This is a genomic window from Mesorhizobium temperatum (genome assembly GCF_002284575.1).
GTDB classification, from domain to species: domain Bacteria; phylum Pseudomonadota; class Alphaproteobacteria; order Rhizobiales; family Rhizobiaceae; genus Mesorhizobium; species Mesorhizobium temperatum.
The window spans coordinates 179,034-200,433 of sequence record NZ_NPKJ01000076.1 but is presented as its reverse complement, the minus strand read 5'-3'; the positions used below and the strand labels follow the sequence as shown (position 1 = coordinate 200,433).

13 protein-coding genes are annotated in these 21,400 nt (G+C 63.8%); 8 read left to right on the top strand and 5 right to left on the bottom strand.

The genetic code is table 11. From position 1 onward, the window contains the following. Window positions 1-16: 16 nt before the first annotated feature. The 6 genes from CIT26_RS34525 to CIT26_RS34500 all read left to right on the top strand — a co-directional run bounded on the left by CIT26_RS34525 (window position 17) and on the right by CIT26_RS34500 (window position 9,555). Window positions 17-2,008, top strand: coding sequence for a heme lyase CcmF/NrfE family subunit (locus tag CIT26_RS34525; protein ID WP_095496727.1), 1,992 nt, complete (start codon window positions 17-19; stop codon window positions 2,006-2,008). Next, window positions 2,005-2,472 carry a cytochrome c-type biogenesis protein gene (locus CIT26_RS34520; protein WP_095496726.1) on the top strand — a complete coding sequence of 156 codons (468 nt, stop codon included), beginning with the start codon at window positions 2,005-2,007 and terminating at the stop codon, window positions 2,470-2,472. The genes CIT26_RS34525 and CIT26_RS34520 overlap by 4 nt, the downstream gene beginning before the upstream one ends. A gap of 130 nt (window positions 2,473-2,602) precedes the next feature. After that, window positions 2,603-4,132, top strand: coding sequence for a Do family serine endopeptidase (locus CIT26_RS34515; RefSeq protein ID WP_095496725.1), 1,530 nt, complete (start codon window positions 2,603-2,605; stop codon window positions 4,130-4,132). A gap of 317 nt (window positions 4,133-4,449) precedes the next feature. After that, a complete protein-coding gene (locus CIT26_RS34510; protein WP_164547000.1) occupies window positions 4,450-5,124 on the top strand; it encodes a response regulator transcription factor in 675 nt (224 codons plus the stop codon). A gap of 1 nt (window position 5,125) precedes the next feature. After that, window positions 5,126-6,595 carry a sensor histidine kinase gene (locus CIT26_RS34505; RefSeq protein ID WP_095496724.1) on the top strand — a complete coding sequence of 490 codons (1,470 nt, stop codon included), beginning with the start codon at window positions 5,126-5,128 and terminating at the stop codon, window positions 6,593-6,595. Further along, window positions 6,595-9,555 (top strand): bifunctional [glutamine synthetase] adenylyltransferase/[glutamine synthetase]-adenylyl-L-tyrosine phosphorylase, encoded by a 2,961-nt coding sequence (locus CIT26_RS34500; protein WP_095496723.1) that lies wholly within the window; start codon window positions 6,595-6,597, stop codon window positions 9,553-9,555. Before CIT26_RS34505 ends, CIT26_RS34500 begins: the two co-directional genes overlap by 1 nt. 95 nt (window positions 9,556-9,650) lie before the next feature. Here the strand turns inward: CIT26_RS34500 and CIT26_RS34495 are convergent, their stop codons facing one another. Together CIT26_RS34495 and pepN are read right to left on the bottom strand one after the other, a co-directional pair. Next, window positions 9,651-11,978, bottom strand: coding sequence for a PAS domain-containing sensor histidine kinase (locus CIT26_RS34495; protein WP_095496722.1), 2,328 nt, complete (start codon window positions 11,976-11,978; stop codon window positions 9,651-9,653). Between the two features lie 414 nt (window positions 11,979-12,392). Next, on the bottom strand, window positions 12,393-15,038 hold the full coding sequence (gene pepN / locus CIT26_RS34490) for an aminopeptidase N (RefSeq protein WP_095496721.1): 2,646 nt from the start codon (window positions 15,036-15,038) through the stop codon (window positions 12,393-12,395). Window positions 15,039-15,193: 155 nt separating this feature from the next. On the opposite strand from pepN, the gene CIT26_RS34485 reads away from it, so the two are divergent. Next, window positions 15,194-17,500: a xanthine dehydrogenase family protein molybdopterin-binding subunit gene (locus tag CIT26_RS34485; protein WP_095496720.1), complete on the top strand. Its 2,307-nt coding sequence runs from the start codon at window positions 15,194-15,196 to the stop codon at window positions 17,498-17,500. A 44-nt stretch (window positions 17,501-17,544) separates the two neighbouring features. Next, window positions 17,545-18,444, top strand: coding sequence for a DMT family transporter (locus CIT26_RS34480; protein WP_095496806.1), 900 nt, complete (start codon window positions 17,545-17,547; stop codon window positions 18,442-18,444). A 3-nt stretch (window positions 18,445-18,447) separates the two neighbouring features. Here CIT26_RS34480 and CIT26_RS34475 read toward each other — a convergent pair whose 3' ends face one another. The 3 genes from CIT26_RS34475 to CIT26_RS34465 form a co-directional block, all read right to left on the bottom strand. Then, on the bottom strand, window positions 18,448-19,260 hold the full coding sequence (locus tag CIT26_RS34475) for a helix-turn-helix domain-containing protein (RefSeq protein WP_095496719.1): 813 nt from the start codon (window positions 19,258-19,260) through the stop codon (window positions 18,448-18,450). A gap of 226 nt (window positions 19,261-19,486) precedes the next feature. Beyond that, window positions 19,487-20,374 carry a uracil-DNA glycosylase gene (locus tag CIT26_RS34470; RefSeq protein WP_095496805.1) on the bottom strand — a complete coding sequence of 296 codons (888 nt, stop codon included), beginning with the start codon at window positions 20,372-20,374 and terminating at the stop codon, window positions 19,487-19,489. A 290-nt stretch (window positions 20,375-20,664) separates the two neighbouring features. Continuing rightward, window positions 20,665-21,309: a hypothetical protein gene (locus CIT26_RS34465; RefSeq protein WP_095496718.1), complete on the bottom strand. Its 645-nt coding sequence runs from the start codon at window positions 21,307-21,309 to the stop codon at window positions 20,665-20,667. Window positions 21,310-21,400: the final 91 nt, after the last annotated feature.

The window sequence follows — 21,400 nt, the reverse complement described above, 5'->3', positions numbered from 1 at the left end:
GGCGGGCTTGGCCACAATGGTTGAAACCGGACATTTCGCGCTGGTCCTGGCATTCGCGCTGTCTTTGGTGCAGACGCTGGTGCCGATGTTCGGCGCGCGCATGAACAACCAGAAGATGATGGCCGTCGGCAGTCCGGTCGCGGTGACCGGCTTTGCCTTGACCGCTCTGTCCTTCGCGGCGCTGGCGATAGCCTATGCAACGTCCGATTTTTCGGTGGCTAACGTCTGGGACAACTCGCATTCGCTGCAGCCGCTGATCTACAAGATCACCGGCACCTGGGGCAATCACGAGGGCTCGATGCTGCTCTGGGTGCTGATCCTGACCTTTTTCGGCGCGCTCGTCGCTGCTTTCGGCAGCAATCTTCCCGCGGCCCTTCGAGCCAATGTGCTGGCCGTGCAAGGCGCGATCGGCGCCACCTTTTTCCTGTTCATCCTGGCGACGTCCAACCCGTTCGCCAGGCTCAATCCGGCGCCGATCGAGGGCCGCGATCTCAACCCGATCCTGCAGGATCTTGGCCTCGCCATCCATCCGCCGCTGCTCTACCTCGGCTATGTCGGCTTTTCGATCTGCTTTTCCTTCTCGGTCGCCGCCCTCATCGAAGGCCGCATCGACGCGTCCTGGGCGCGCTGGGTGCGGCCATGGACGCTCGTCGCCTGGATGTTCCTGACCGGTGGCATCGCCATGGGTTCCTACTGGGCCTATTACGAACTTGGCTGGGGCGGTTTCTGGTTCTGGGATCCGGTCGAGAACGCCTCCTTCATGCCTTGGCTGGCCGGCACCGCGCTGCTCCATTCGGCGATCGTCATGGAAAAGCGCTCGGCCTTGAAGATCTGGACGCTGTTGTTGGCGATCCTGACCTTCTCGCTATCGCTGCTCGGCACCTTCCTGGTGCGCTCCGGCGTGCTCACTTCCGTCCACGCCTTCGCCACCGATCCGACGCGCGGCGTGTTCATTCTCTGTATCCTGACACTGTTCATCGGCGGATCACTGGCGTTGTTCGCCTTTCGCGCCTCCAGGTTGACGGCCGGCGGCCTGTTTCATCCGATCTCGCGCGAGGGGGCGCTGGTCCTCAACAATCTGTTCCTGACCACGGCCACCGCCACCGTGCTGATCGGCACGCTGTATCCGCTGGCCGTCGAGGCCGTTTCTGCCGACAAGATTTCGGTCGGCGCGCCATTCTTCAACCTGACATTCGGCCCGCTGATGGTGCCGCTTCTGGCCGTGGTCCCGTTCGGACCGCTGCTGGCCTGGAAGCGCGGCGACATTTTCGCCGTCGCCCAGCGGCTGATGGCGGCCTTCGCCGCAGCGCTTTTGGCCGTGCTGGTGACGGCCTTGTTCATCGACGGCGCGTCGGTGTTTGCAGCACTTGGCGTCGGCCTGGCCTTCTGGCTGATCTGCGGCGCGCTCACCGATATTGCCGTCAAATCCGGCTTTGGCACTGTCGCGCCCGGCGTCATGCTCAGGCGCTTCGCCGGCTTGCCGCGTTCGGTCTTCGGCACCGCGCTTGCCCATCTCGGCCTCGGGCTGACGACGCTGGGCATCGTCGGCACACTTTGCTTCGGCACCGAGAAGATCTTGTCGATGCATGCTGGCGAGACCGTGCAACTGTCCGGCCACACGTTGCGTTTCGAAGGGCTCTATCCGGCTCAGGGGCCTAATTACAGCGAGGATCGCGGCCGCTTCGCCCTGCTCGGCGCTGATGGAAGCACTACCGCCGTAATCACCTCGGCCAAGCGCTCCTATCCGATCCGACAGATGACGACAACCGAGTCCGGTATCAAGACGATTGGGTTCAGCCAGCTCTACCTCTCGCTTGGCGACGAGGGAACCGACGGCTCCGTTGTGGTGCGGCTGTGGTGGAAGCCGCTGGTGACGCTGATCTGGGGTGGCGGCCTTGTCATGATGGCAGGTGCTGCGATGTCGCTCATGGACCGGCGCCTGCGCGTCGGGGCACCGTCCCGTCGCCGCAAGTCGACGGGCGCTGTGCCCTCCGCGAGCCTGCCATGACCGCAAGATTTTCGCTGGCATCGCTGATCCTGCTGCTGACGCTGTTGTTTGCCGGCGCCGCACTTGCGGTGAAGCCCGACGAGGTTCTGGCCGACCCGGCGCTCGAGGCGCGGGCGCGGACGCTTTCGGAGCAGCTGCGCTGCATGGTTTGTCAGAACCAGTCGATCGACGAATCCGATGCCGATCTTGCCCGCGATCTGCGCGTGCTGGTGCGGCAGCGCCTGGTCGCCGGCGACACCGACCAGCAGGTGATAGACTACATCGTTTCCCGCTACGGCGAGTTCGTGCTGTTGAAGCCGCGCTTCAGCCTGCGCAATGCATTGCTCTGGGGCACGCCGGTCCTTCTGCTCCTTGCCGGCGGGATTTTCATCGTGCTGACCGCCCGGTCGCGCCGTTCGACGGCAACCAATGCGTTGACCGCCGAGGAACAGGCGGAGCTGGATACTATTTTGCACCGGGACTGAAGGCGGCGACCGCCCGCAAACATTACAAAAGTTTCATGCACCGGAAATGGCGCCGTAATGTGCGCACCCCTATTTCTCTTGCCCGAGGATGCCGACCGAAGCGCATCCCTTGAAAGAGGATACGAGACCCATGAATATTGCCCCCAATTCATATCCCCGCACCCGCACACGCCTGATGGCTGCCGCCGCTTCAGTGGCCATTGCCGGCGCGATCGGCTTCGGCGCGGTTGCCACCGGGACAGTACCGGTCCTGGCCGAAGCCGTGCGTGTCGAGGCACCGCAGGTCCCGAGCTTCGCCGACGTGGTCGAGCGCGTTTCGCCGGCGGTTGTCAGTGTCCGCGTCAAAGCCAAGATAGAATCGACGGCCGACGACGGCTCCGACCTGCCCGACGCCTTCGGCAATCTTCCCGATGATCCGCAATTGCGCCGCTTCTTCAGGGAGTTCCGTGGCTTTGGCGATCAGGATGGCCGGGATGGAATGCGACGTTTCGAACGCCGTGACCGCCAGCCGCGGCCGGTCGCCCAGGGGTCCGGTTTCTTCATCTCCGAGGATGGCTACCTCGTCACCAACAACCATGTCGTCGGAGACGGCTCGTCCTTCACGGTGGTGATGCATAACGGCAAGGAACTCGACGCCAAGCTGGTCGGCACAGATCCGCGCACCGATCTCGCAGTGCTCAAGGTCGAAGGCGACGGCAAGTTCACCTATGTCGACTTCGCCGATGATTCCAAGGTTCGCGTCGGCGACTGGGTCGTGGCCGTCGGCAATCCGTTCGGCCTCGGCGGCACGGTCACCGCCGGCATCGTCTCGGCCCGAGGCCGCGATATCGGCGCCGGTCCTTATGACGACTTCATTCAGATCGACGCCTCGGTGAACCGCGGCAATTCAGGCGGCCCGACCTTCAACCTCAACGGCCAGGTCGTCGGCATCAACACCGCGATCTTCTCGCCGTCCGGCGGCAGCGTCGGCATCGCCTTCGACATTCCTGCCTCGACGGCAAAGGCAGTCGTGCAGGATCTGATGAAGGACGGCACCGTCCAGCGCGGCTGGCTTGGCGTCGAGATCCAGCCGGTCACCTCCGAAATCGCCGAATCGCTCGGGCTGAAGTCCGATAAGGGTGCGCTCGTTTCCAGCGCCCAGGACGATGGTCCCGGCAAGAAGGCCGGCATATCAGCCGGTGACGTCATCACTCAGGTGGACGGCAAGGACGTCACTTCGCCGAAGGAACTCGCCCGTCTGATCGGCGCCTACCAACCCGGCAAGCCGGTCGACGTCACGCTGTGGCGTGACGGCAAGAGTGAGACCGTTAAGGTCGATCTCGGCACGCTGCCTTCGAGCGATAAGCAGGCTTCGGCCGACCAGCAGCCTTCCGCTCCGCCAAAGGCCGATACGCTGGCCGATCTCGGCCTCACCGTCACCAGGTCCGACGATGGCAAAGGGCTTGTGGTGACCGATGTCGATCCCGACAGCGATGCCGCCGATCGCGGCATCCAGCCCGGCGACGTCATCACCTCGGTCAATTCGACGGAGGTCAACGGCACCGACGATATTGCCAAGGCCATGGCCGACGCGGTGAAGTCGGGCCGCAAGGCGGTGCTGATGCAGATCACCCGCGACGACAGCAACCGCTTCGTCGCGCTGCCTGTCGCCAAGGGCTGACATTCCAGACTTTTCCGGTGCGGCGGTTTCAAACACCCCGAGCCGCCGCACGGGAAAGTACGGGGCTTGAATACGTTAGTCAGTCATCGTGTTCCGCCCCAGCGGCAGCGGGCTCCCATCGCCCGCTGCCGCTGCATGTCGCCCAAAAGCCTGCCTCGGGCTTGATCCGAGGGTGCCGGCGGCTCCGAAGCAACGACATTCCAAAACAAAGACTTACTGCGTATTCTTGAATCACTTTGTTCGCGATACGCCCTGGTGAGGCCACGATGCATATGCCGGCCACTCAATCTTCCAGCGAAATCGCGTATAACGGTCCCATGAAGATTCTCGTTATAGAAGACGATCGCGAAGCGGCCGATTACCTGCAGAAAGCCTTTACCGAGGCCGGACACACTGCCCATGTCGCCGGCGACGGCGAAACCGGCTTCGCGCTCGCTGACTCCGGCGACTATGACGTGATGGTGGTCGACCGCATGTTGCCGCGCCGCGACGGCCTGTCGGTCATCGCCGGTCTGAGATCCAGAGGCAATACAACGCCGGTGCTGATCCTGTCGGCGCTCGGCGAAGTCGACGACCGGGTCACTGGCTTGCGCGCCGGCGGCGACGACTATCTGACCAAGCCCTATGCCTTTTCCGAGCTTCTGGCCCGGGTCGAGGTGCTGAACCGCCGCGCCAGCGCCAGGGAAGCCGAAACCGTCTACCGGGTCGGCGATCTCGAACTCGACAGGCTCTCTCATTCGGTGCGGCGCGCGGCACGCGAGATCACGCTGCAGCCGCGCGAGTTCCGCCTGCTGGAATATCTGATGCGCCATGCCGGCCAGGTGGTGACGCGCACCATGCTGCTGGAAAATGTCTGGGACTATCATTTCGATCCGCAGACCAACGTCATCGACGTTCACGTCTCGCGGCTGCGCGGCAAGATCGAGAAGGGCTTCGACAAGCCGATCCTGCACACCGTTCGTGGCGCCGGCTATATGCTCAAGAGCGGGTAGCATGGCTCTTTCCATGCCGGCCATCATGAAGACGACGGCAGCGCGGCTTTCGGCGCTCTATCTCCTGCTGTTCGCCATCTGCGCGGTGCTGCTCGTCTTCTACATGACCTCGCTGTCGGCGCGCATGCTGACCGGTCAGACCCAGGACACGATCAACGACGAGGTGCTTGGCCTCGCCCGGGCCTACCAGCGCGGCGGCTTGCCGCTGCTGGTCCGCGTGGTCGAGCAGCGCTCCCGCCAGCCTGGCGCCAATCTCTATTTGATCGCCGACACCAACGGCCAGATCCTAACCGGAAACGTGCAGAGCCTGGAGCCTGGCGTTCTCGAGGCCGAGGGCTGGACGACGGAGCCGTTTTCCTACCGGCGCTTCGGCGAGGGCGAGCTCGAGCGGCAACGCAACCCGGTCGCCGACCCGAACGAATCCAGCCAGAGCGAAGTCCAGGTCGAAGGCGAGAAGGGCCACAACGCCATTGCCTTGGTGCTGCGCCTGCCGAACCAGATGATCATGCTCGTCGGCCGCGATCTTGGCGAGCCGGAGCGGTTCCGCGCCATCATCCGCCGCGCTTTGATGCTGGCGCTCGGCATGATGGCGCTCGGCGGGCTCCTGATCTGGTTCTTCGTCGGCCGCGCGGCGCTGAAGCGCATCGACTCGGTGTCGGAGGCCAGCCGCCGCATCATGGGCGGTGACCTCTCCGGCCGGCTACCGGTCACCGGCGCCGGCGACGAGTTCGATCGGCTCTCCGAAAATCTCAATTCCATGCTGGCCAGGATCGCCACGCTGAATGAAGGGCTGAAGCAGGTCTCCGACAACATCGCCCACGATCTGAAGACACCGCTGACCAGGTTGCGCAACCGTGCCGAAGCGACGCTTTCCGGCAAGCACAGCGCTACCGACTACCGCCAGGCGCTGGAAGGGACGATCGCCGAGTCTGACCAGCTGATAAAGACCTTCAACGCCATCCTGATGATCTCCAGGCTGGAGGCGGGCTATTCCTCCGAAAGCACCAGCCGGGTCGATCTTGCTGCGTCCGTGCACGATGTCGTCGAGCTCTACGAGCCGGTGGCGGAGGAGGCGGGAGTGACACTCGAGACCTCGGTGCAGGATGGCTTCGCCGTCGAAGGCAATCGCGAGCTGATCGGCCAGGCGCTATCGAACATCGTCGACAACGCGATAAAATATTCGACCGATTCGACCACCAAGCCGACCGTCCGCGTGGCGCTCGATCGCGTTGGCAGGGAAATCAGGCTTTCCGTCACAGACAACGGCCAGGGCATTCCCGACGATGCCGATCGCGCCAGGGCGACCGAGCGTTTCGTGCGCCTGGAGAAGAGCCGCTCGCAACCGGGCTCCGGTCTGGGCCTCAGCCTTGCCAAGGCAATCATGACATTCCACAACGGACGGCTTGATCTTCTGCCCGCCGATCCCGGATTGTCCGTCGTCATGAGTTTTCCCGAACGGGAGGATCGCTGATGGCGGTGAGGGCGGCTGCGGAACAGACCAACTGGCTTCTGAAGCCGGCGGCAAAGCTCGTCCCCCTGGATCGGAACCGCGCCAGGCGGGAATTGTCGGAAATCGCTTCCGCTGCGCAGGAAGACGGGCTCCCCCGGCTCGCGAAATTTCTCACCGGCAAGGGCGCCGTCCAGGATTTCCTCGCCGCAGTGTTCGACCTGTCGCCGTTTCTCCGCGACACAGTACGCCGCCGCCCGCAGATCCTGGACGCGCTTTTCGGTGAGACGGTCGAGGCCCGGCTGGCGTCGATCGGCGCCGCGATCGACGAGGCCGCGCGGGCGGAAGCCATCTCTGAAAACAGCCTGATGATGGCGCTGCGGCAATGGAAAGCGCAAGCGCATGTTCTGATCGCGCTGGCCGACCTTGCAGGCGAGGCTGAAACTGCAATCACAGTACGGCGGCTGAGCGATCTTGCCGACGCCTGCACCCGCGCTGCCGTCGACTTCCTGCTTCGCGACGCGCACGGACAGGGCAAGCTCAAACTGCCGGACCTCGAGAATCCGGCGCGCCGGTCGGGCTGGATCCTGCTCGGCATGGGCAAGCTTGGCGCGCATGAGCTGAACTTCTCTTCCGACATCGACCTCGTCGTTTTCTTCGACCCGCAGGCGCCTGCCGTCGTCGACCCGCTCGATGCGACGGAGCTGTTGTCGCGCCTGACGCGCCGGCTGGTCCGCATTCTCCAGGATCGCACCGAGCACGGCTATGTTTTCCGCACCGATCTCCGGCTTCGTCCCGACCCCGGTTCGACGCCGCTGGCGATCCCGGTCGAGGCGGCACTGCGCTACTACGAGGCGCGCGGGCAGAACTGGGAGCGCGCCGCCATGATCAAGGCGCGTCCGGTGGCCGGCGATCTTGATGCCGGTGCTGCGTTCCTGAAGGACCTCCAGCCCTACATCTGGCGCAAATACATGGACTATGCGGCGATCGCCGACGTCCATTCGATCAAGCGCCAGATCCACGCCCACAAGGGTCTTGGCGAGATCGCGGTGAAGGGCCACAACGTCAAGCTCGGCCGCGGCGGCATCCGCGAGATCGAATTTTTCGTCCAGACCCAGCAGCTCATCGCCGGCGGCCGCTTCCCCGAGCTGCGCGGCCGCGAGACCGTGCCGATGCTTGGCCAGCTTGCGGCACGCGGCTGGATCACAGCCGATGCGCGCGACGCGCTCGCCCGGGAATACTGGTTCCTGCGCCGCGTCGAGCATGCCGTCCAGATGGTCGCCGACGAGCAGATCCATGTACTGCCGGAAGATGACGAAGAGCTCGAACGCATTGCCCGCATTCTGGGCTTTGCCGATGCGGCGGCCTTTGCCGAGGCGTTCCGCGCCGCACTCCACCAGGTCGAACGCCACTACGCAGCACTCTTCGAAACTGCGCCCGAGCTTTCGGCGGGCATCGGCAATCTGGTCTTTACCGGCGATGTCGATGACCCCGATACGTTGCAGACCCTGCAGAGATTGGGGTTCCAGCGGGCGAGCGACATCTGCCGCGTCATCCGCGGCTGGCATTTCGGCCGCTATCGCGTCACCCAGTCGGCCGAGGCGCGCGAGCGGTTGACCGAACTGACGCCGGCGCTGCTGCAATCCTTCGGTCAGACGCGCCGGGCGGACGAGGCGTTGATACGCTTCGACGAATTCCTTGCCGGCCTGCCCGCCGGCATCCAGCTCTTCTCGCTGCTCCAGTCCAATCCGGCTCTGCTGAAGCTGCTGGCGACGATCATGGGCGCGGCCCCACGGCTGGCCGCTATCATCACGCGCCGGCCGCACGTGTTCGATGGCTTGTTGGATCCGGCCCTTTTGACCGAGCTGCCGGACCGCGCCTATCTGTCCGGCCGTCTCGCCGCCTTCCTCGAGGGCGACAGGGCCTATGAGGACGTGCTCGACCGTTTGCGTATCTTTGCGTCCGAGCAAAAATTCCTGATCGGTGTCAGGCTGCTTGCCGGCTCGATTGATCCGGCCCGCGCCGGCCGTGCCTTTTCCGATCTGGCCGATCTGACCATCGACGCGGCGCTGCGGGCGGTCATCGCCGAGTTCGCGCTGCGTCACGGTCGCATCGCCGGCGGCACCGTTGCGCTGCTCGGCATGGGCAAGCTCGGCAGCCGCGAACTGACGGCCGGCTCCGACGTCGACCTCATCCTCCTCTATGATCACGATGCGGATGCCGAGGAATCCGACGGCGACAAGCCGCTCGCCCCATCCCACTATTACTCCAGGATGACGCAGCGGCTGATATCAGCCGTGTCCGCGCCGACCGCCGAGGGCGTTCTCTACGAGCTCGACCTTCGCTTGCGGCCGTCCGGCAACAAGGGGCCGGTTGCCACCCATGTCGATGCTTTTAAGAAGTACCAGCGCAAGGACGCCTGGACATGGGAGCATATGGCGCTGTCCAGGGCCCGCGCGATCGGTGGCGATCAAGCGCTATGCACCGAGGTCGAGGCCGAGGTGGCGGCGGTGCTCGCCCTGCCGCGCGACAGCGCCAAGGTGATGGCCGAGGCGGCCGAGATGCGCGCGATGATCGAGAAGGAGAAGCCGCCGCGCGATCTCTGGGACATCAAGCTGATCCCGGGCGGTCTCATCGATCTCGAATTCATCGCGCAGGTGGCGGTGATCACGGGAAAGATCGAAGCCGGCCGCCGGGTCACCGGGACAGCGGAAGTCCTGTCGAGGCTGGCGCCGGATTTCGCCGAGGCCCAGGTCAGGCAGGAGCTTTGCGATGCTTATGCGCTTTATCTGGCGCTGACCCAGATGACGCGGCTCTGCCTCACCGGCGTATTCGAACGGGACGACGTTCCGCCCGGGCTTTCGGATCTGCTTCTGGCGGTCACCGACCTGCCGGATTTCGGTGTGCTGGAAGCGCACCTCAAAGAGACGTCGCAAAAGGTTAGAAAGGATTTCGACCTTTTGCTTCGTGCGAAACGACCATGACGTCGCAACGCCAAACGGCTGTTTCGAATAGCATCGGGGGGCGCTGTCCCTCCGGCGTTTTCCGAAAGTTCCAACCGCTTCACGACAACATAGGGTCAGGCGGCGGCCCTGACCGGCTGCGTCGGCTTCCTGGTCGGAATGCGCACCGACACGATCGTGCCGGTGCCTTCGGTTGAGCGGATTTTCAAAGCGCCGCCCTGAAGCTCGGCCAACGAACGTGAGATGGCAAGGCCAAGGCCGGAACCGGCATGGCTCTTGGAAAACTGGTTCTGCACCTGTTCGAACGGCCGTCCGAGCTTGCTCAGCGCCTCCTTCGGGATGCCGCAGCCATTGTCTTCGATCGTCAGGACCAGAGCGCTGGATGTGTTGCGGGCCCTTACCGCGATGCGGCCGCCCTGGCCGGTGAATTTCACCGCGTTCGACAGGAGGTTGATGATGATCTGCTTGATCGCCCGGCGGTCGGCGAACAGCGTCAGCGAATCGGGGATGCGTGTTTCGACGGTGATCGACTTTTCCGCTGCCTGCAGCGAGATGACGCGCACCGTTTCCCGCATCAGCGGGCAGAGGTCGATTTCCTCCTGATCCATCGAGAACTGGCCGGCCTCGATCTTCGACATGTCGAGGATGTCGTTGATGACGCCCAGAAGATATTTGCCGCTGCCGTTGATGTCGGTAGCGTATTCCTCGTAGCGCGGCGAACCCAAGGGCCCGAACAGCGCCTGTTCCATCAGCTCCGAGAAGCCGATGATCGCGTTGAGCGGCGTGCGCAATTCATGCGACATGTTGGCCAGGAACTCGGATTTGGCCCGGTTCGCGGCCTCGGCGCGCTCGGTTTCCTTCATGTATTTGTGATTGAGCTCGACCAGTTCGCGCGACCGCTCTTCCTCAGCCCGGCGGGCAAGGCTGAGATCGTGGATCGTCGCCATCAGCCGGCGTTCGCTGTCGACCAGCTTCTCCTGGTGCAGCTTGATCTGGGTGATGTCCGAGCCGACCGAAACGGTGCCGCCGTCCCTGGTCCGCAATTCGTTCACCTGCAGCCAGCGGCCATCGGCAAGCTGCCGCTCGAAAGTCACGCCGCCCTGCTGCCCGTTGGTGTTGGCAAGCCGGCGCTCCGAGGCGAAGGCAAGCATGCGATCTTCCAGAACGGCGCGCGAGGCGCCCGGCATCACGTCGCGGTCCGACAGGCCGTTGTCCTGCTGGTATTTGGAATTGCACATGATCAGGCGCTGGGCGGAATCCCAGAGCACGAAGGATTCGTTGATGTTTTCGATGGCCGTTCGCAGGCGAAGATCCGCGGCCTCGGAGCGCAGCGCCAGGTGCCGCTGCTCGGTGACGTCAACGGCGATGCCGATCAGCTGGATCTCCGGCGCTTCCGGGTCGATCACCTGCGCCCTTGCGCGCATCCACACCCATTGTCCGTCGGCATGGCGCATCCGGAACACCTGGTCGATGTGATCGATCTCGCGTGCGACGATCCTGTTGGCGAGCTGGAACAGGTCGCCGTCCTCGGGATGGATGATCTCGTCGACCTCGCCGAATGACAGCATTGTGTCGCAGGGCTCATAGCCCAGCATGTCGTACATCGAGCGCGACCAGTACATCTTGCCGCGCACCATGTCCCAGTCCCACAGGCCGCAGCGGCCGCGCACCAGCGCCATGTCGATGCGCTGGTGCGCTTCGAGATAAATGCGGTCGGCGGCCTGGGCGCGCGCCGCCTGGCCGAAATAGGCGTAGAGGATGATGATCAGCACGCCGGCTGTCAGCACGAACAGCGTGACGTTGAGCGAAACGGTCTTGCGCCACGTGTCGAAGACCGCTTCCTGCGGAACGAGCGCTGCGGCAGCACCGTTCCTGCCGTTTGTCAGGCTCACCGCCGCATACCAGTCCTGGCCGCCGATTCTGACCTCCATCACCCCGGCGCGGTCGCCGAACATGAACAGCGGCTGACCGCCCTGGGCGATGGCGTCGAGCGACCGCCCTTCCCAGCCCGTCGATTGCGGTGTCACGGCAACGATCTTGAACGCGCTGTCGGTGACCGCAAGCACGTGGCTTCGGCCCATCGCGCCCTGACGGCTGATGCCCTCCAACAGGTCCTGCGTCGCGCCAGGCGTTGAGGCCAAGTTCGCATCGACGCTAATCGAACTGGCCAGTTGGCCCGCCGCGAGCGAAAGGATCGCCTTGGCGTCGCGTTCCACGTCGTCACGTTCGTTCATCAGCGACAGGAACCGCAGCGCCGCGATGACGACCAGGAAAATGATGATGAGGGCCGGTATCGATCGGCGCAACAATGGCTCGGCTGCCAGAAGCCGTCGGTAGGCGGGTTCGGCGATGAGCCGCGCGTTGCCGGCGAGACCGTCGCTTCTCGCCTCACGCTGCTCAAAACCCGTCCCTCCGGGCGCGCCCCACGCGTCCGCCTTCGCCATAAATGGCTCTCCCCGATTTTAAATCTGCTTGACGATCCGGCGACGCCGCACTTCCGAATCTTAAGCTAAAGAATCAAAGGTGATTCGGCTTGTCCATAGGCGCAGCGAAAAAAGATTAAAAATCGACTAAAATAATGGCTTTCCTGCCCGATAATGGCGCGTGGCAGCGCTAGGCCGGATTAGGGTGTTCCAGCTTGGCAACGACGGCACTCCGTCCAACACCCCTCAACCGTCTTGGCGCTACGCGCCAATCCACCTTCTCCCACAAGGGTGTTTTGGACTGGGGACATCGCGAACAGGTGTGCGAGGACATCGCGAACAGTTTTGCGCATTGTGCGCGAGGGGTTCGGGATGCCGTTCAAGGACAGAAGCGCGATGTCCCCAGTCCAAACAAAGGGGAGAAGGAAGGGACGCCTACGCCAGCGTCCGCTCGACGATGTCCCGCAAATCGGCCGACAGGTTCTCGGTTTTGGCAATCGAAAGCAGCGCTTCCCTTGCCTTGGCCTGCCGGGCAGGTTCGAGCGAGCGCCATGATCTGAGTGCCGTCGCCAGTCTGGCGGCCAGCTGCGGGTTGCGCTTTTCGACCTGCAGGACCGTTTCGACGAAAAACCGGTAGCCTTCGCCGTCGGCGCGATGGAAGCCGGTCTGGTTGGCGCTGGAAAACGTGCCGACGAGCGAGCGCACCCGGTTCGGATTGGCCATCGAGAAGGCCGGGTGGCCGGTGAGGGCGCGCACCGCAAAAATGGTTTGCGGGCCCGGCACGCTGGCCTGGATCTGGAACCATTTGTCCATCACCAGCGGGTCGGTCGCATATTTCGCTTCGAAGTCGGCCAGTGCCTTGACCGTCTCGGGCGAACCGCGGTGGCGGAGCGCAAGCACGGTCAGTGCGGCGGCACGGTCCGTCATGTTGGTCGCGGACTGGAAATGCCGGGCCGCAAGCGCCGCACCTCCCGGCAGCAGCGAGAGATAGTCGAGCAAGGTGTTGCGCAGCGCCCGGCGCCCGGCGCTCGCCGCATCCGGACTGAAAGCGTCGTTGTTGGCCAGTCGATCGTAGAGGTCGGAGAATATCTCGCGGTTCGCCTCGGCGATCGCGGCCGTCAGCGCCTCGCGGGCCGAGAAAATGGCATCGGGGTCGATGTTCTTGCCGATGTCACGGGCGATATCGGCTTCGCTCGGAAGCGCCAGAGCCAGCGCCCGATAGGCCGGTTCGAGTGTCTCGTCGTCGGCTATTTTGCCGGCAAGCCCGGTCAACCGTGATGCGAAACCGGGCTGCCTGCCGTCAAGGACCTGGCGGAAGGCTGATATCAGCGCGTCGGTCAAAAGCGTGTTGAACGCCTGCCAGCGCGAGAAGGTATCGTTGTCATGGCCGGCAAGGAAGAACTGATCGTCGGCCTTCTGTTCGACGGAAAGCGTCACCGGCGCCGAGAAGCCGCGATTGAGCGACATCGCTGGGCGCTCGGCGACGCCCGTGAAGCGCACCATGTGCCGGCGCTTGCGGATATGGATGACGCCGTCCTCGACGCTGGCGCCCTCGACGCCGCTATAGGCTATCGCTTTGCCGTCGGTGCCGACCAGGCTGAAGGCCAGCGGAATATGCATCAGCCGCTTGCGGCTTTCGGACGGCGTTGGCGGTACCGACTGCTCGATCTCGAGCGTGAATTCCTGGGCTGCCGGATTGTGCGTCGAACTGATCGTCAGATTGGGCGTGCCCGCCTGATGGTACCAGAGCGAAAATTGCGAGAGGTCGCGGCCGGACACATCCTCGAACACCTTGATGAAGTCCTCGATCGTCGCAGCCTCGCCGTCGTGGCGCTCGAAATAGAGATCCATGCCGGCCCGGAACGTCTCGCTGCCGAGAATGGTGCGGATCATGCGCACCACTTCCGAGCCCTTTTCGTAGACTGTCGCCGTGTAGAAATTGTTGATCTCGCGGTAGCGGCGCGGCCGCACCGGATGCGCCAGCGGTCCCTGGTCTTCGGGAAACTGATGCGCCCGCAGCGTGCGCACTTCGGCAATGCGTTTCACCGCTCGCGAGCGTTGGTCGGCGGAGAATTCGTGATCGCGGAAAACCGTCAGCCCTTCCTTCAGGCAAAGCTGGAACCAGTCGCGGCAAGTGATTCTGTTGCCAGTCCAATTGTGGAAATACTCATGCGCGATGATCGCCTCGATATTGGCGAAATCGGCGTCCGTTGCGGTCTCCTGATCGGCCAGCACATATTTGTCGTTGAAGATGTTGAGGCCCTTGTTCTCCATCGCGCCCATGTTGAAGTCGGACACGGCGACGATGTTGAAGACGTCGAGGTCGTATTCGCGGCCGAACGCCTCCTCGTCCCATTTCATCGACCGTTTCAGGGCGTCCATGGCGTAGCCGGCGAGCCGCTCCTTGCCCGGCTCGACATAGATGCCGAGTTCGACCTTGCGGCCGGACAATGTGACGAAGCTGTCAGCGACCTTGCCGAGAGCGCCCGCCACCAGGGCGAACAGATAGGACGGCTTGGGGAAGGGGTCGTGCCAGACCGCATAGTGCCAGCCGTCGGCAAGTTCGCCGCTGCCCGCCGGGTTGCCGTTGGAAAGAAGCAGTGGCGCCTCGTGGTGCCGCGCCTCGACGCGCACCGTATAGACGGACAGGATATCGGGGCGATCGAGAAAATAGGTGATGCGCCGAAAGCCCTCGGCCTCGCATTGCGTGCAATAGACGTTGCTGGAGCGATAGAGACCCATCAGGGCTTCGTTGTGCGCCGGCGCCAACTCGGTTTCGATCAGGAGCTGGAAGCGGGGTGCTGCGGGCGGCGTGGTGATCGTCAGCTGATCGGGCGTGGCAAAAAAATCGGCCGGCGCGAGTGTCTGGCCGTCGATTGCGATGCGGCTGAGCGTCAGCCCATCGCCGTCCAGCACCAGCGGCACTGACGCCGCTATGCCGTCGCGGCGTTCGACCGTCAGTACGGCGATGACACGCGTGGCTGCTGGTGACAGGCGGAAAGTCAGGCCGGTTTCCGGAATGAGATAGTCGGTGGGGCGATAGTCTTCGAGCTTGAAGACCTGGCCGGTGTCCGTGCGCATTCCGTGAGGTTTCCTGTCGATTCCCGCAGCGGCATGTGAGTCCGCTGGTCCAAGAAATTTGAAGCCCGCGCTCTTTACACGAAACCGTCACTCGACAAAACTGGCGCAGCGCCTATTTCAGGCACTCGTTTTCCAATCATCATCGCGAGGTATCCATGACCGTCGTCACACCGAAATTCGGCATGGGCGCCTCTGTGCTGCGTCGCGAGGATCAGGCCTTCATCAAGGGTCTCGGTCGCTACACGGACGACATCCAGCCGGCCGGCCTCCTGCACGGCTACGTCCTGCGCTCGCCGGTGGCCAAGGCAAGCTTCACCGTCGGATCGACCGAGGCGGCGAAGGCAGCACCTGGCGTCCATCTGGTGCTGACTGGGGCGGATATTGCTCATCTCGGCAAGCTGAAATCCGGCGTCATGCAGAGGCAGCCGGACGGCACCAAGGCGCCGACCCGCGACATTCCGGTCCTTTGCCGCGACCGGGTCAATTATGTCGGCGACGCTGTTGCCTTCGTCGTCGCCGACAGCCGCACCCTGGCGCAGGACGCGGCCGAATTGATCGAAGTCGCTTACGATGGCGAGGATGCCGCGTCCGGCACCGCCACGGCGCTTGACGAAGGCACGCCGCTGGTCTGGCCGGAACTCGGCTCCAACCGCGCCTTCAGCTATCACATCGGCGATAAGGCGAAGACCGCGGCGGCATTCGCCGGGGCGGCGCATGTCACCCGCATCGAATTCATCAACAACCGGCTGGTCTGCAACTACATGGAGCCGCGCTCGGCGATCGGCGAGTGGAAGGCTGATGAGAACCGCTTCGTGCTGACCACGGGCTCGCAGGGCGTGCATTCCATGCAGTACATCCTGGCCGACGTGTTCAAGATCAAGAAGAACCAGCTGCGCGTCATCACGCCGGATGTCGGCGGCGGATTCGGACCGAAAACCTTCGTCTATCGCGAGCATCCGCTGGTGCTCGAGGCCGCCAGGCGCCTTGGCCGCCCGGTGAAATGGGCCGGCGACCGCACCGAGCATTTCCTCACCGATGCGCAAGGCCGCGACAATGTCGTGACTGCCGAGATGGCCATGGACAAGGACGGCCGCTTCCTCGGCATGAAGGTCGATCTTCTCGCCAATATCGGCGCCTATGTCTCACAATACGGCCCGTTCATCCCCTATGTCGGTGTCACCATGTCGACCGGCGTCTACGACATCCAGGCGCTCGATGTATCGGTGACCGGCCTCTACACCAATACCTGCCCGGTCGACGCCTATCGGGGCGCCGGCCGTCCGGAAGCGGCATTCCTGCTGGAAAAGCTCGTCGACGCCTGCGCCCACGATCTGGGCTTGCCCGTCGAAGAGATCCGCCGGCGCAATTTCGTCAAGCCTGAGCAGTTCCCTTACCGCACGCAGACCGGCCGTCTCTACGACACCGGCGAATTCGAAGGCCATATGAACCGCGCCATCGAGGAGGCGGAATGGCAGGCGTTCCCGGAGCGGCTGGCGCAGTCGAAGGCTGAAGGAAAGATCCGCGGCATCGGTATGGCCACCTATATCGAGGCCTGTGCCTTTCCGGGCTCTGAGCCGGCCTTTGTCGAATTGAACGGCGATGGCACGGTGACGCTGAAGATCGGCACCCAGACCAACGGGCAGGGACACGCGACCGCCTATGCGCAGTTCCTCTCGGAAAAACTTCATCTAGACATCGACAAGATCCATGTCCGCCAGGGCGACACCGACGAGCTGAAGGCCGGCGGCGGTACCGGCGGCTCGCGCTCGATTCCGCTTGGCGGTGTCTCAGCTTCTCGCGCCGGCGAGGATCTGGCCAACAAGATCAAGCGTATCGCCGCGGATGAGCTGGAAGCCTCGGCCGGCGACATCGAATTGTCCAACGGCGTCGCCCGAATCGTCGGCACCGACCGCACCATCGATTTTTCGAGCATCGCCAAGGCCGCCAAGAACCCGGACGATCTCAAAGGCTTTGGCGAGTTCGTGCAGGACGAATGCACCTATCCGAACGGCACCCACATCTGCGAGGTCGAGATCGATCCCGACACCGGCACGACGGAGATTGTTCGCTATACGATCGTCGACGATTTCGGCGTCACCGTGAACCCGATCCTGCTGGCCGGCCAGGTGCATGGCGGCGTCGTCCAGGGCATCGGCCAGGCGCTGACCGAGAACACGGTCTATGACGAGGACGGGCAGCTGTTGACGGCGAGCTTCATGGACTATGCTATGCCGCGCGCCGACGATTTGCCGTTCTTCCATTTCGAGACCCGCAACGTGCCCTCGACCACCAATGCGCTCGGCATCAAGGGCGCCGGCGAGGCAGGCACGATCGGAGCGACGCCTGCCGCGCTCAACGCGGTGACGGATGCGCTCTATCGCTCCTACGGCATCAGGCATATCGACATGCCGGCAACGCCGGCGCGCATCTGGGCAGCGATCCAGGAAGCAGCTGCTAAGTGAACCCGACGGATCATCCCGGCGCGCACAACACGCTGACCGGGATCATGCTCAAGATCGTGTCGGTGGCGGTCTTTGTCGGCATGTCGTCCTGCATCAAGGCGGCGGGCACGGTGCCGGCTGGCCAGATCGTGTTCTTCCGCTCCTTCTTCGCCATCTTTCCGATCATCGTCTTACTGGCCTTCCAGGGAAAGCTTGGCACGGCGTTCTCGACCAAACGTCCGCTCAACCACATTGCGCGCGGCGTTGTCGGCGTCTGCGCCATGGGCCTCGGCTTCTTTGCGCTGACACGGCTGCCGCTTCCCGAGGCGATCACGCTGAACTACGCACAACCGCTGCTGGTGGTGGTGTTCAGTTCGATCTTCCTCGGCGAAGCAATCCGCGTCTATCGCTGGAGCGCGGTTGCGGTCGGACTGGTCGGGGTGCTGGTCATCTCATGGCCGGAACTGACGCTGCTTGGTTCGGGCGCTGCACTCGGCGATCAGGAGGTGCTCGGCGTCGTCGCCGCCCTGGTCGCGGCAGCGATCTCGGCCGTCGCCATGCTGCTGGTGCGCAACCTCGTCCAGAGCGAGCCGACGGCAACCATCGTGCTGTGGTTTTCGGTAACGGCGAGCGTCCTGGCGTTGCTTTCGCTGCCGTTCGGCTGGCAGGCGCTGACACCGGTGCAGGCGGGTCTTCTCATTGCTGCAGGCTTTTGCGGCGGGGTCGCGCAGATTCTGATGACGGCAGCCTATCGCCATGCCGAGGCCTCGGTCGTAGCGCCGTTCGAATACACGTCGATGCTGCTTGGCATCGTCGTCGGCTATCTCGCCTTCGGCGACGTCCCGACGGTTCATATGCTCATCGGCGGCGTGATCGTCGTTGCCGCCGGCATCTTCATCATCTGGCGCGAGCGCCAGCTTGGCCTCGAACGTGCCCGCACCCGCCAGGCGACCCCGCCGCAATGATGATCAGGACGGCTCGGCCCGCTCTTTCGCCAATCGGACCAGCACCGTCCGCGTTTGTTCGTCGGCGGGGAAAAAGGATTCGATCGCCAGTTCCGACAGCGTCACGTCGAGCGGCGTGCCGAACACGGTGATGGTGCTGATGAACGACAGCACGGCATCGCCATGGGCAAGCCGCAGCGGGTGCACGATCGCGTTCGGCTCGACCGGCACCGGCCGTGCGCCGTTCAGGCCGGACGGATAGGTCCGAAGCTCGCGCTCCAGTCCGACCAGAACCGGGTCGCCAGTGGCGTCGTTCTGGTGTTTCAGCCGGTCAAGAAGATGCGCGCGCCATTCGGCGAGGTTGACGATGCGTGGCGCGACGCCACCGGGGTGCAGGCTGAGCCGCAGCACGTTGACCGGCGGCTTCAGCAGGGAGGGCTCGGCGACATTGGCAAGGAACGGGCCGATGGCAGCATTCGCCGACACCAGGTTCCAGTGTCGGTCGACAGCGAGCGCTGGGAAGGGTTCGTGCCCCTTGAGCACGATCTCGACGGCCGCCATCGCCGGCGCCAGTGAGGCATCGGTGAGCGAACGCTCGCTGAAGCTAGGGGCAAAGCCTGCGGCCAGCAGGAGCTGGTTGCGCTGCCTCAGTGGGATCGACAGCTGCTCGGCCAGATGCAGCACCATATCGCGCGAGGGTGCTGCACGGCCGCTTTCCACGAAGCTCAAATGCCGCTGTGAGATTTCGGCTTCCATGGCGAGATCGAGTTGGCTCATGCGCCGGCGCGTGCGCCATTCGCGAATGAGGCTACCGGCGGAAGTCTGGGTTGCTGTCATGAGCGCATGACTAGGCCGGTAGCAGATGTATTTCAATTACCGGGGAGGTTATCGCGCGGCTCTTCCTTCTCCCCCTGTGGGAGAAGGTGGATCGGCGCGTAGCGCCGAGACGGTTGAGGGGTGCTGGACGGAGTGCCATCCTTGCCAAGCTGGAACACCCCTCATCCGACCGAGTTTCGCTCGGCCACCTTCTCCCACAAGGGGAGAAGGGAAGCTGCGCCCCAACTCAACCCAGCGCCCGCAGCTTCGCTTTCACCTCAAGAAAATCCCGCCACGCCAGCTTCTTATGCGCGGGGGTTCTCAAGAGATAGGCCGGGTGAAGGGTCGGCATGGCGGGAATGGCAATGCCGGCGGCGGTCGTGTGGACGCGCCAATTGCCGCGCAGCCGCAGGATGGCCTCTGTGGTGTTGAGAAGGGTGTTTGCCGAGAGGCCGCCCAAATTGACCAGTACCTTCGGATTGACCAGTTCGATCTGCCGTTCGATGAACGGCCGACAAATCTCGGTCTCGTGCGGTGTCGGCGTGCGGTTGCCCGGCGGCCGCCAGGGGATGACATTGGCGATGTAGGCCGAGGTCCGGTCGAGGCCGATCGCGGCCAGCATCCGGTCGAGCAGCCGGCCCGAGCGGCCGACGAACGGCAATCCCTCGATGTCCTCGTCGCGCTCGGGCGCCTCGCCGACCAGCATCACCGCGGCATTCGGATTGCCGTCGGCGAACACCAGGTTCTTGGCGGTGAATTTGAGATTGCAGCCGTCGAATGCCGCCATGTGCTGGCGAAGCTCGTCCAGGCTCGCCGCCCTCGTCGCCAATTGCCGCGCCAATGCCGCTTGCGCTTCGTCGGGCACCGTCGCCGTCCCGGACGGCGCGCGCGCCGCCGGTGCCGCAGCTTGCCTTTCGCCCATTCCGGCGCGTGACAGGCTTGTCGGGCGTGGCAGTGCGGCGTTTTCACCAGTTGGCGGCGTAACTGTCGCCGGCGCCCGCTCAGGCGGCTTTGACGCAGCCTCGGCAAACCTGTTCAGCGGCTCGTCTTCGAGCGCTTCATCGACCCCAACGCTGGCGTAGAAGGCCAGCAGGTCGGCGATATCTGGTCGGTCGTCTCGGGAAACGGCAGTCATGCTTTCACATTCGGCCGCGCGGCAGGAATTTGCAACATCGTGATTGGCGCGATGCTTCATGATTTCGTCATCCTGGGGCGGAGCAGGAGCGAAGCGACGTTGCGAAGACCCCAGGGTCCATGCCGTAACATCGGAGCGCTGCAGCGGTGCAGATCCCTGTGAGCGGAGGCGGCGCCAAAAAGCAGCCTTCATTCTGGGCCGTCGCATTCTTCGGCGGCAGCCACGGCATGGATTCCAGGGTCTCCGCGACGTCGCTTCGCTCCTGCTCCGCCCTGGAATGACGAAGTAGTTCAGCTCGACGGTATACGCGGATCCTGCACCAGATAGAACGTCCAGCGAGGCGTGTAGTCGGTGATCAGGTAATTGAACTTTGCCGTCTTCAGCGGGTCGATCTTGCCGCTTTTGAACAGCAGCCGGTCATAGGGCTCGAAGTCGCGATCGAAATCGGAAAAGCTGCTCGACCAGATGTTGTCAGGCGTCTTGTTGCGCTGGTCGAATGACAGGCCGTCGCCGAATACGCTCGGCCTGTGGAGCACCTCCTGGAGCTCGAACTGGAACTCGACCCAGGCCTGGCCGCTGTTGTTGAGCACGTCGACGCGCATATACATGAGGCCATTGGCAAATTGGCCCGCAGTGCCGAAGGGCTGGATCGGCTTAGTCGTGCGGATCGTCAATGTCACCGGTGTCGCCGAGTTCAGCTCTTCGGTAATGACAAGCGGGTCCTCCTTTGTCCCGATGCCCGAGGCGCTGGTGATGCGGAAGCCGCCCAACTCGTCGGAAAAGGAGTAGGCTCCGGCCGCCCAGACCCTTTGCGGCTCGGCGTGGGCGCCAACGGACGCCAGCGGCAAAAGGGCCAAAACGAGCGCCCGGCAAATCCGTCCGGGCGACGAAAAAAAGCGCGTCGATGAAAAGCCGGATGGCCCAGGAGTGCGCATGGCGCGAAGTATGGCCGATAAGCAAGCCGTCGAACAATTAAAAACGTCAGGGCGACGGCTCTCCTTGGAGTGGCGTCTTGGAATGCCTTGG

What these genes read in the sequence shown, in the direction of transcription:
- CIT26_RS34525 (WP_095496727.1), top strand. Translation starts at nt 17, where the DNA reads ATGGTTGAAACCGGACATTTCGCGCTGGTCCTGGCATTCGCGCTGTCT.
- CIT26_RS34520 (WP_095496726.1), top strand. Translation starts at nt 2,005, where the DNA reads ATGACCGCAAGATTTTCGCTGGCATCGCTGATCCTGCTGCTGACGCTG.
- CIT26_RS34515 (WP_095496725.1), top strand. Translation starts at nt 2,603, where the DNA reads ATGAATATTGCCCCCAATTCATATCCCCGCACCCGCACACGCCTGATG.
- CIT26_RS34510 (WP_164547000.1), top strand. Translation starts at nt 4,450, where the DNA reads ATGAAGATTCTCGTTATAGAAGACGATCGCGAAGCGGCCGATTACCTG.
- CIT26_RS34505 (WP_095496724.1), top strand. Translation starts at nt 5,126, where the DNA reads ATGGCTCTTTCCATGCCGGCCATCATGAAGACGACGGCAGCGCGGCTT.
- CIT26_RS34500 (WP_095496723.1), top strand. Translation starts at nt 6,595, where the DNA reads ATGGCGGTGAGGGCGGCTGCGGAACAGACCAACTGGCTTCTGAAGCCG.
- CIT26_RS34495 (WP_095496722.1), bottom strand. Translation starts at nt 11,978, where the DNA reads ATGGCGAAGGCGGACGCGTGGGGCGCGCCCGGAGGGACGGGTTTTGAG.
- pepN (WP_095496721.1), bottom strand. Translation starts at nt 15,038, where the DNA reads ATGCGCACGGACACCGGCCAGGTCTTCAAGCTCGAAGACTATCGCCCC.
- CIT26_RS34485 (WP_095496720.1), top strand. Translation starts at nt 15,194, where the DNA reads ATGACCGTCGTCACACCGAAATTCGGCATGGGCGCCTCTGTGCTGCGT.
- CIT26_RS34480 (WP_095496806.1), top strand. Translation starts at nt 17,545, where the DNA reads ATGCTCAAGATCGTGTCGGTGGCGGTCTTTGTCGGCATGTCGTCCTGC.
- CIT26_RS34475 (WP_095496719.1), bottom strand. Translation starts at nt 19,260, where the DNA reads ATGACAGCAACCCAGACTTCCGCCGGTAGCCTCATTCGCGAATGGCGC.
- CIT26_RS34470 (WP_095496805.1), bottom strand. Translation starts at nt 20,374, where the DNA reads ATGACTGCCGTTTCCCGAGACGACCGACCAGATATCGCCGACCTGCTG.
- CIT26_RS34465 (WP_095496718.1), bottom strand. Translation starts at nt 21,309, where the DNA reads ATGCGCACTCCTGGGCCATCCGGCTTTTCATCGACGCGCTTTTTTTCG.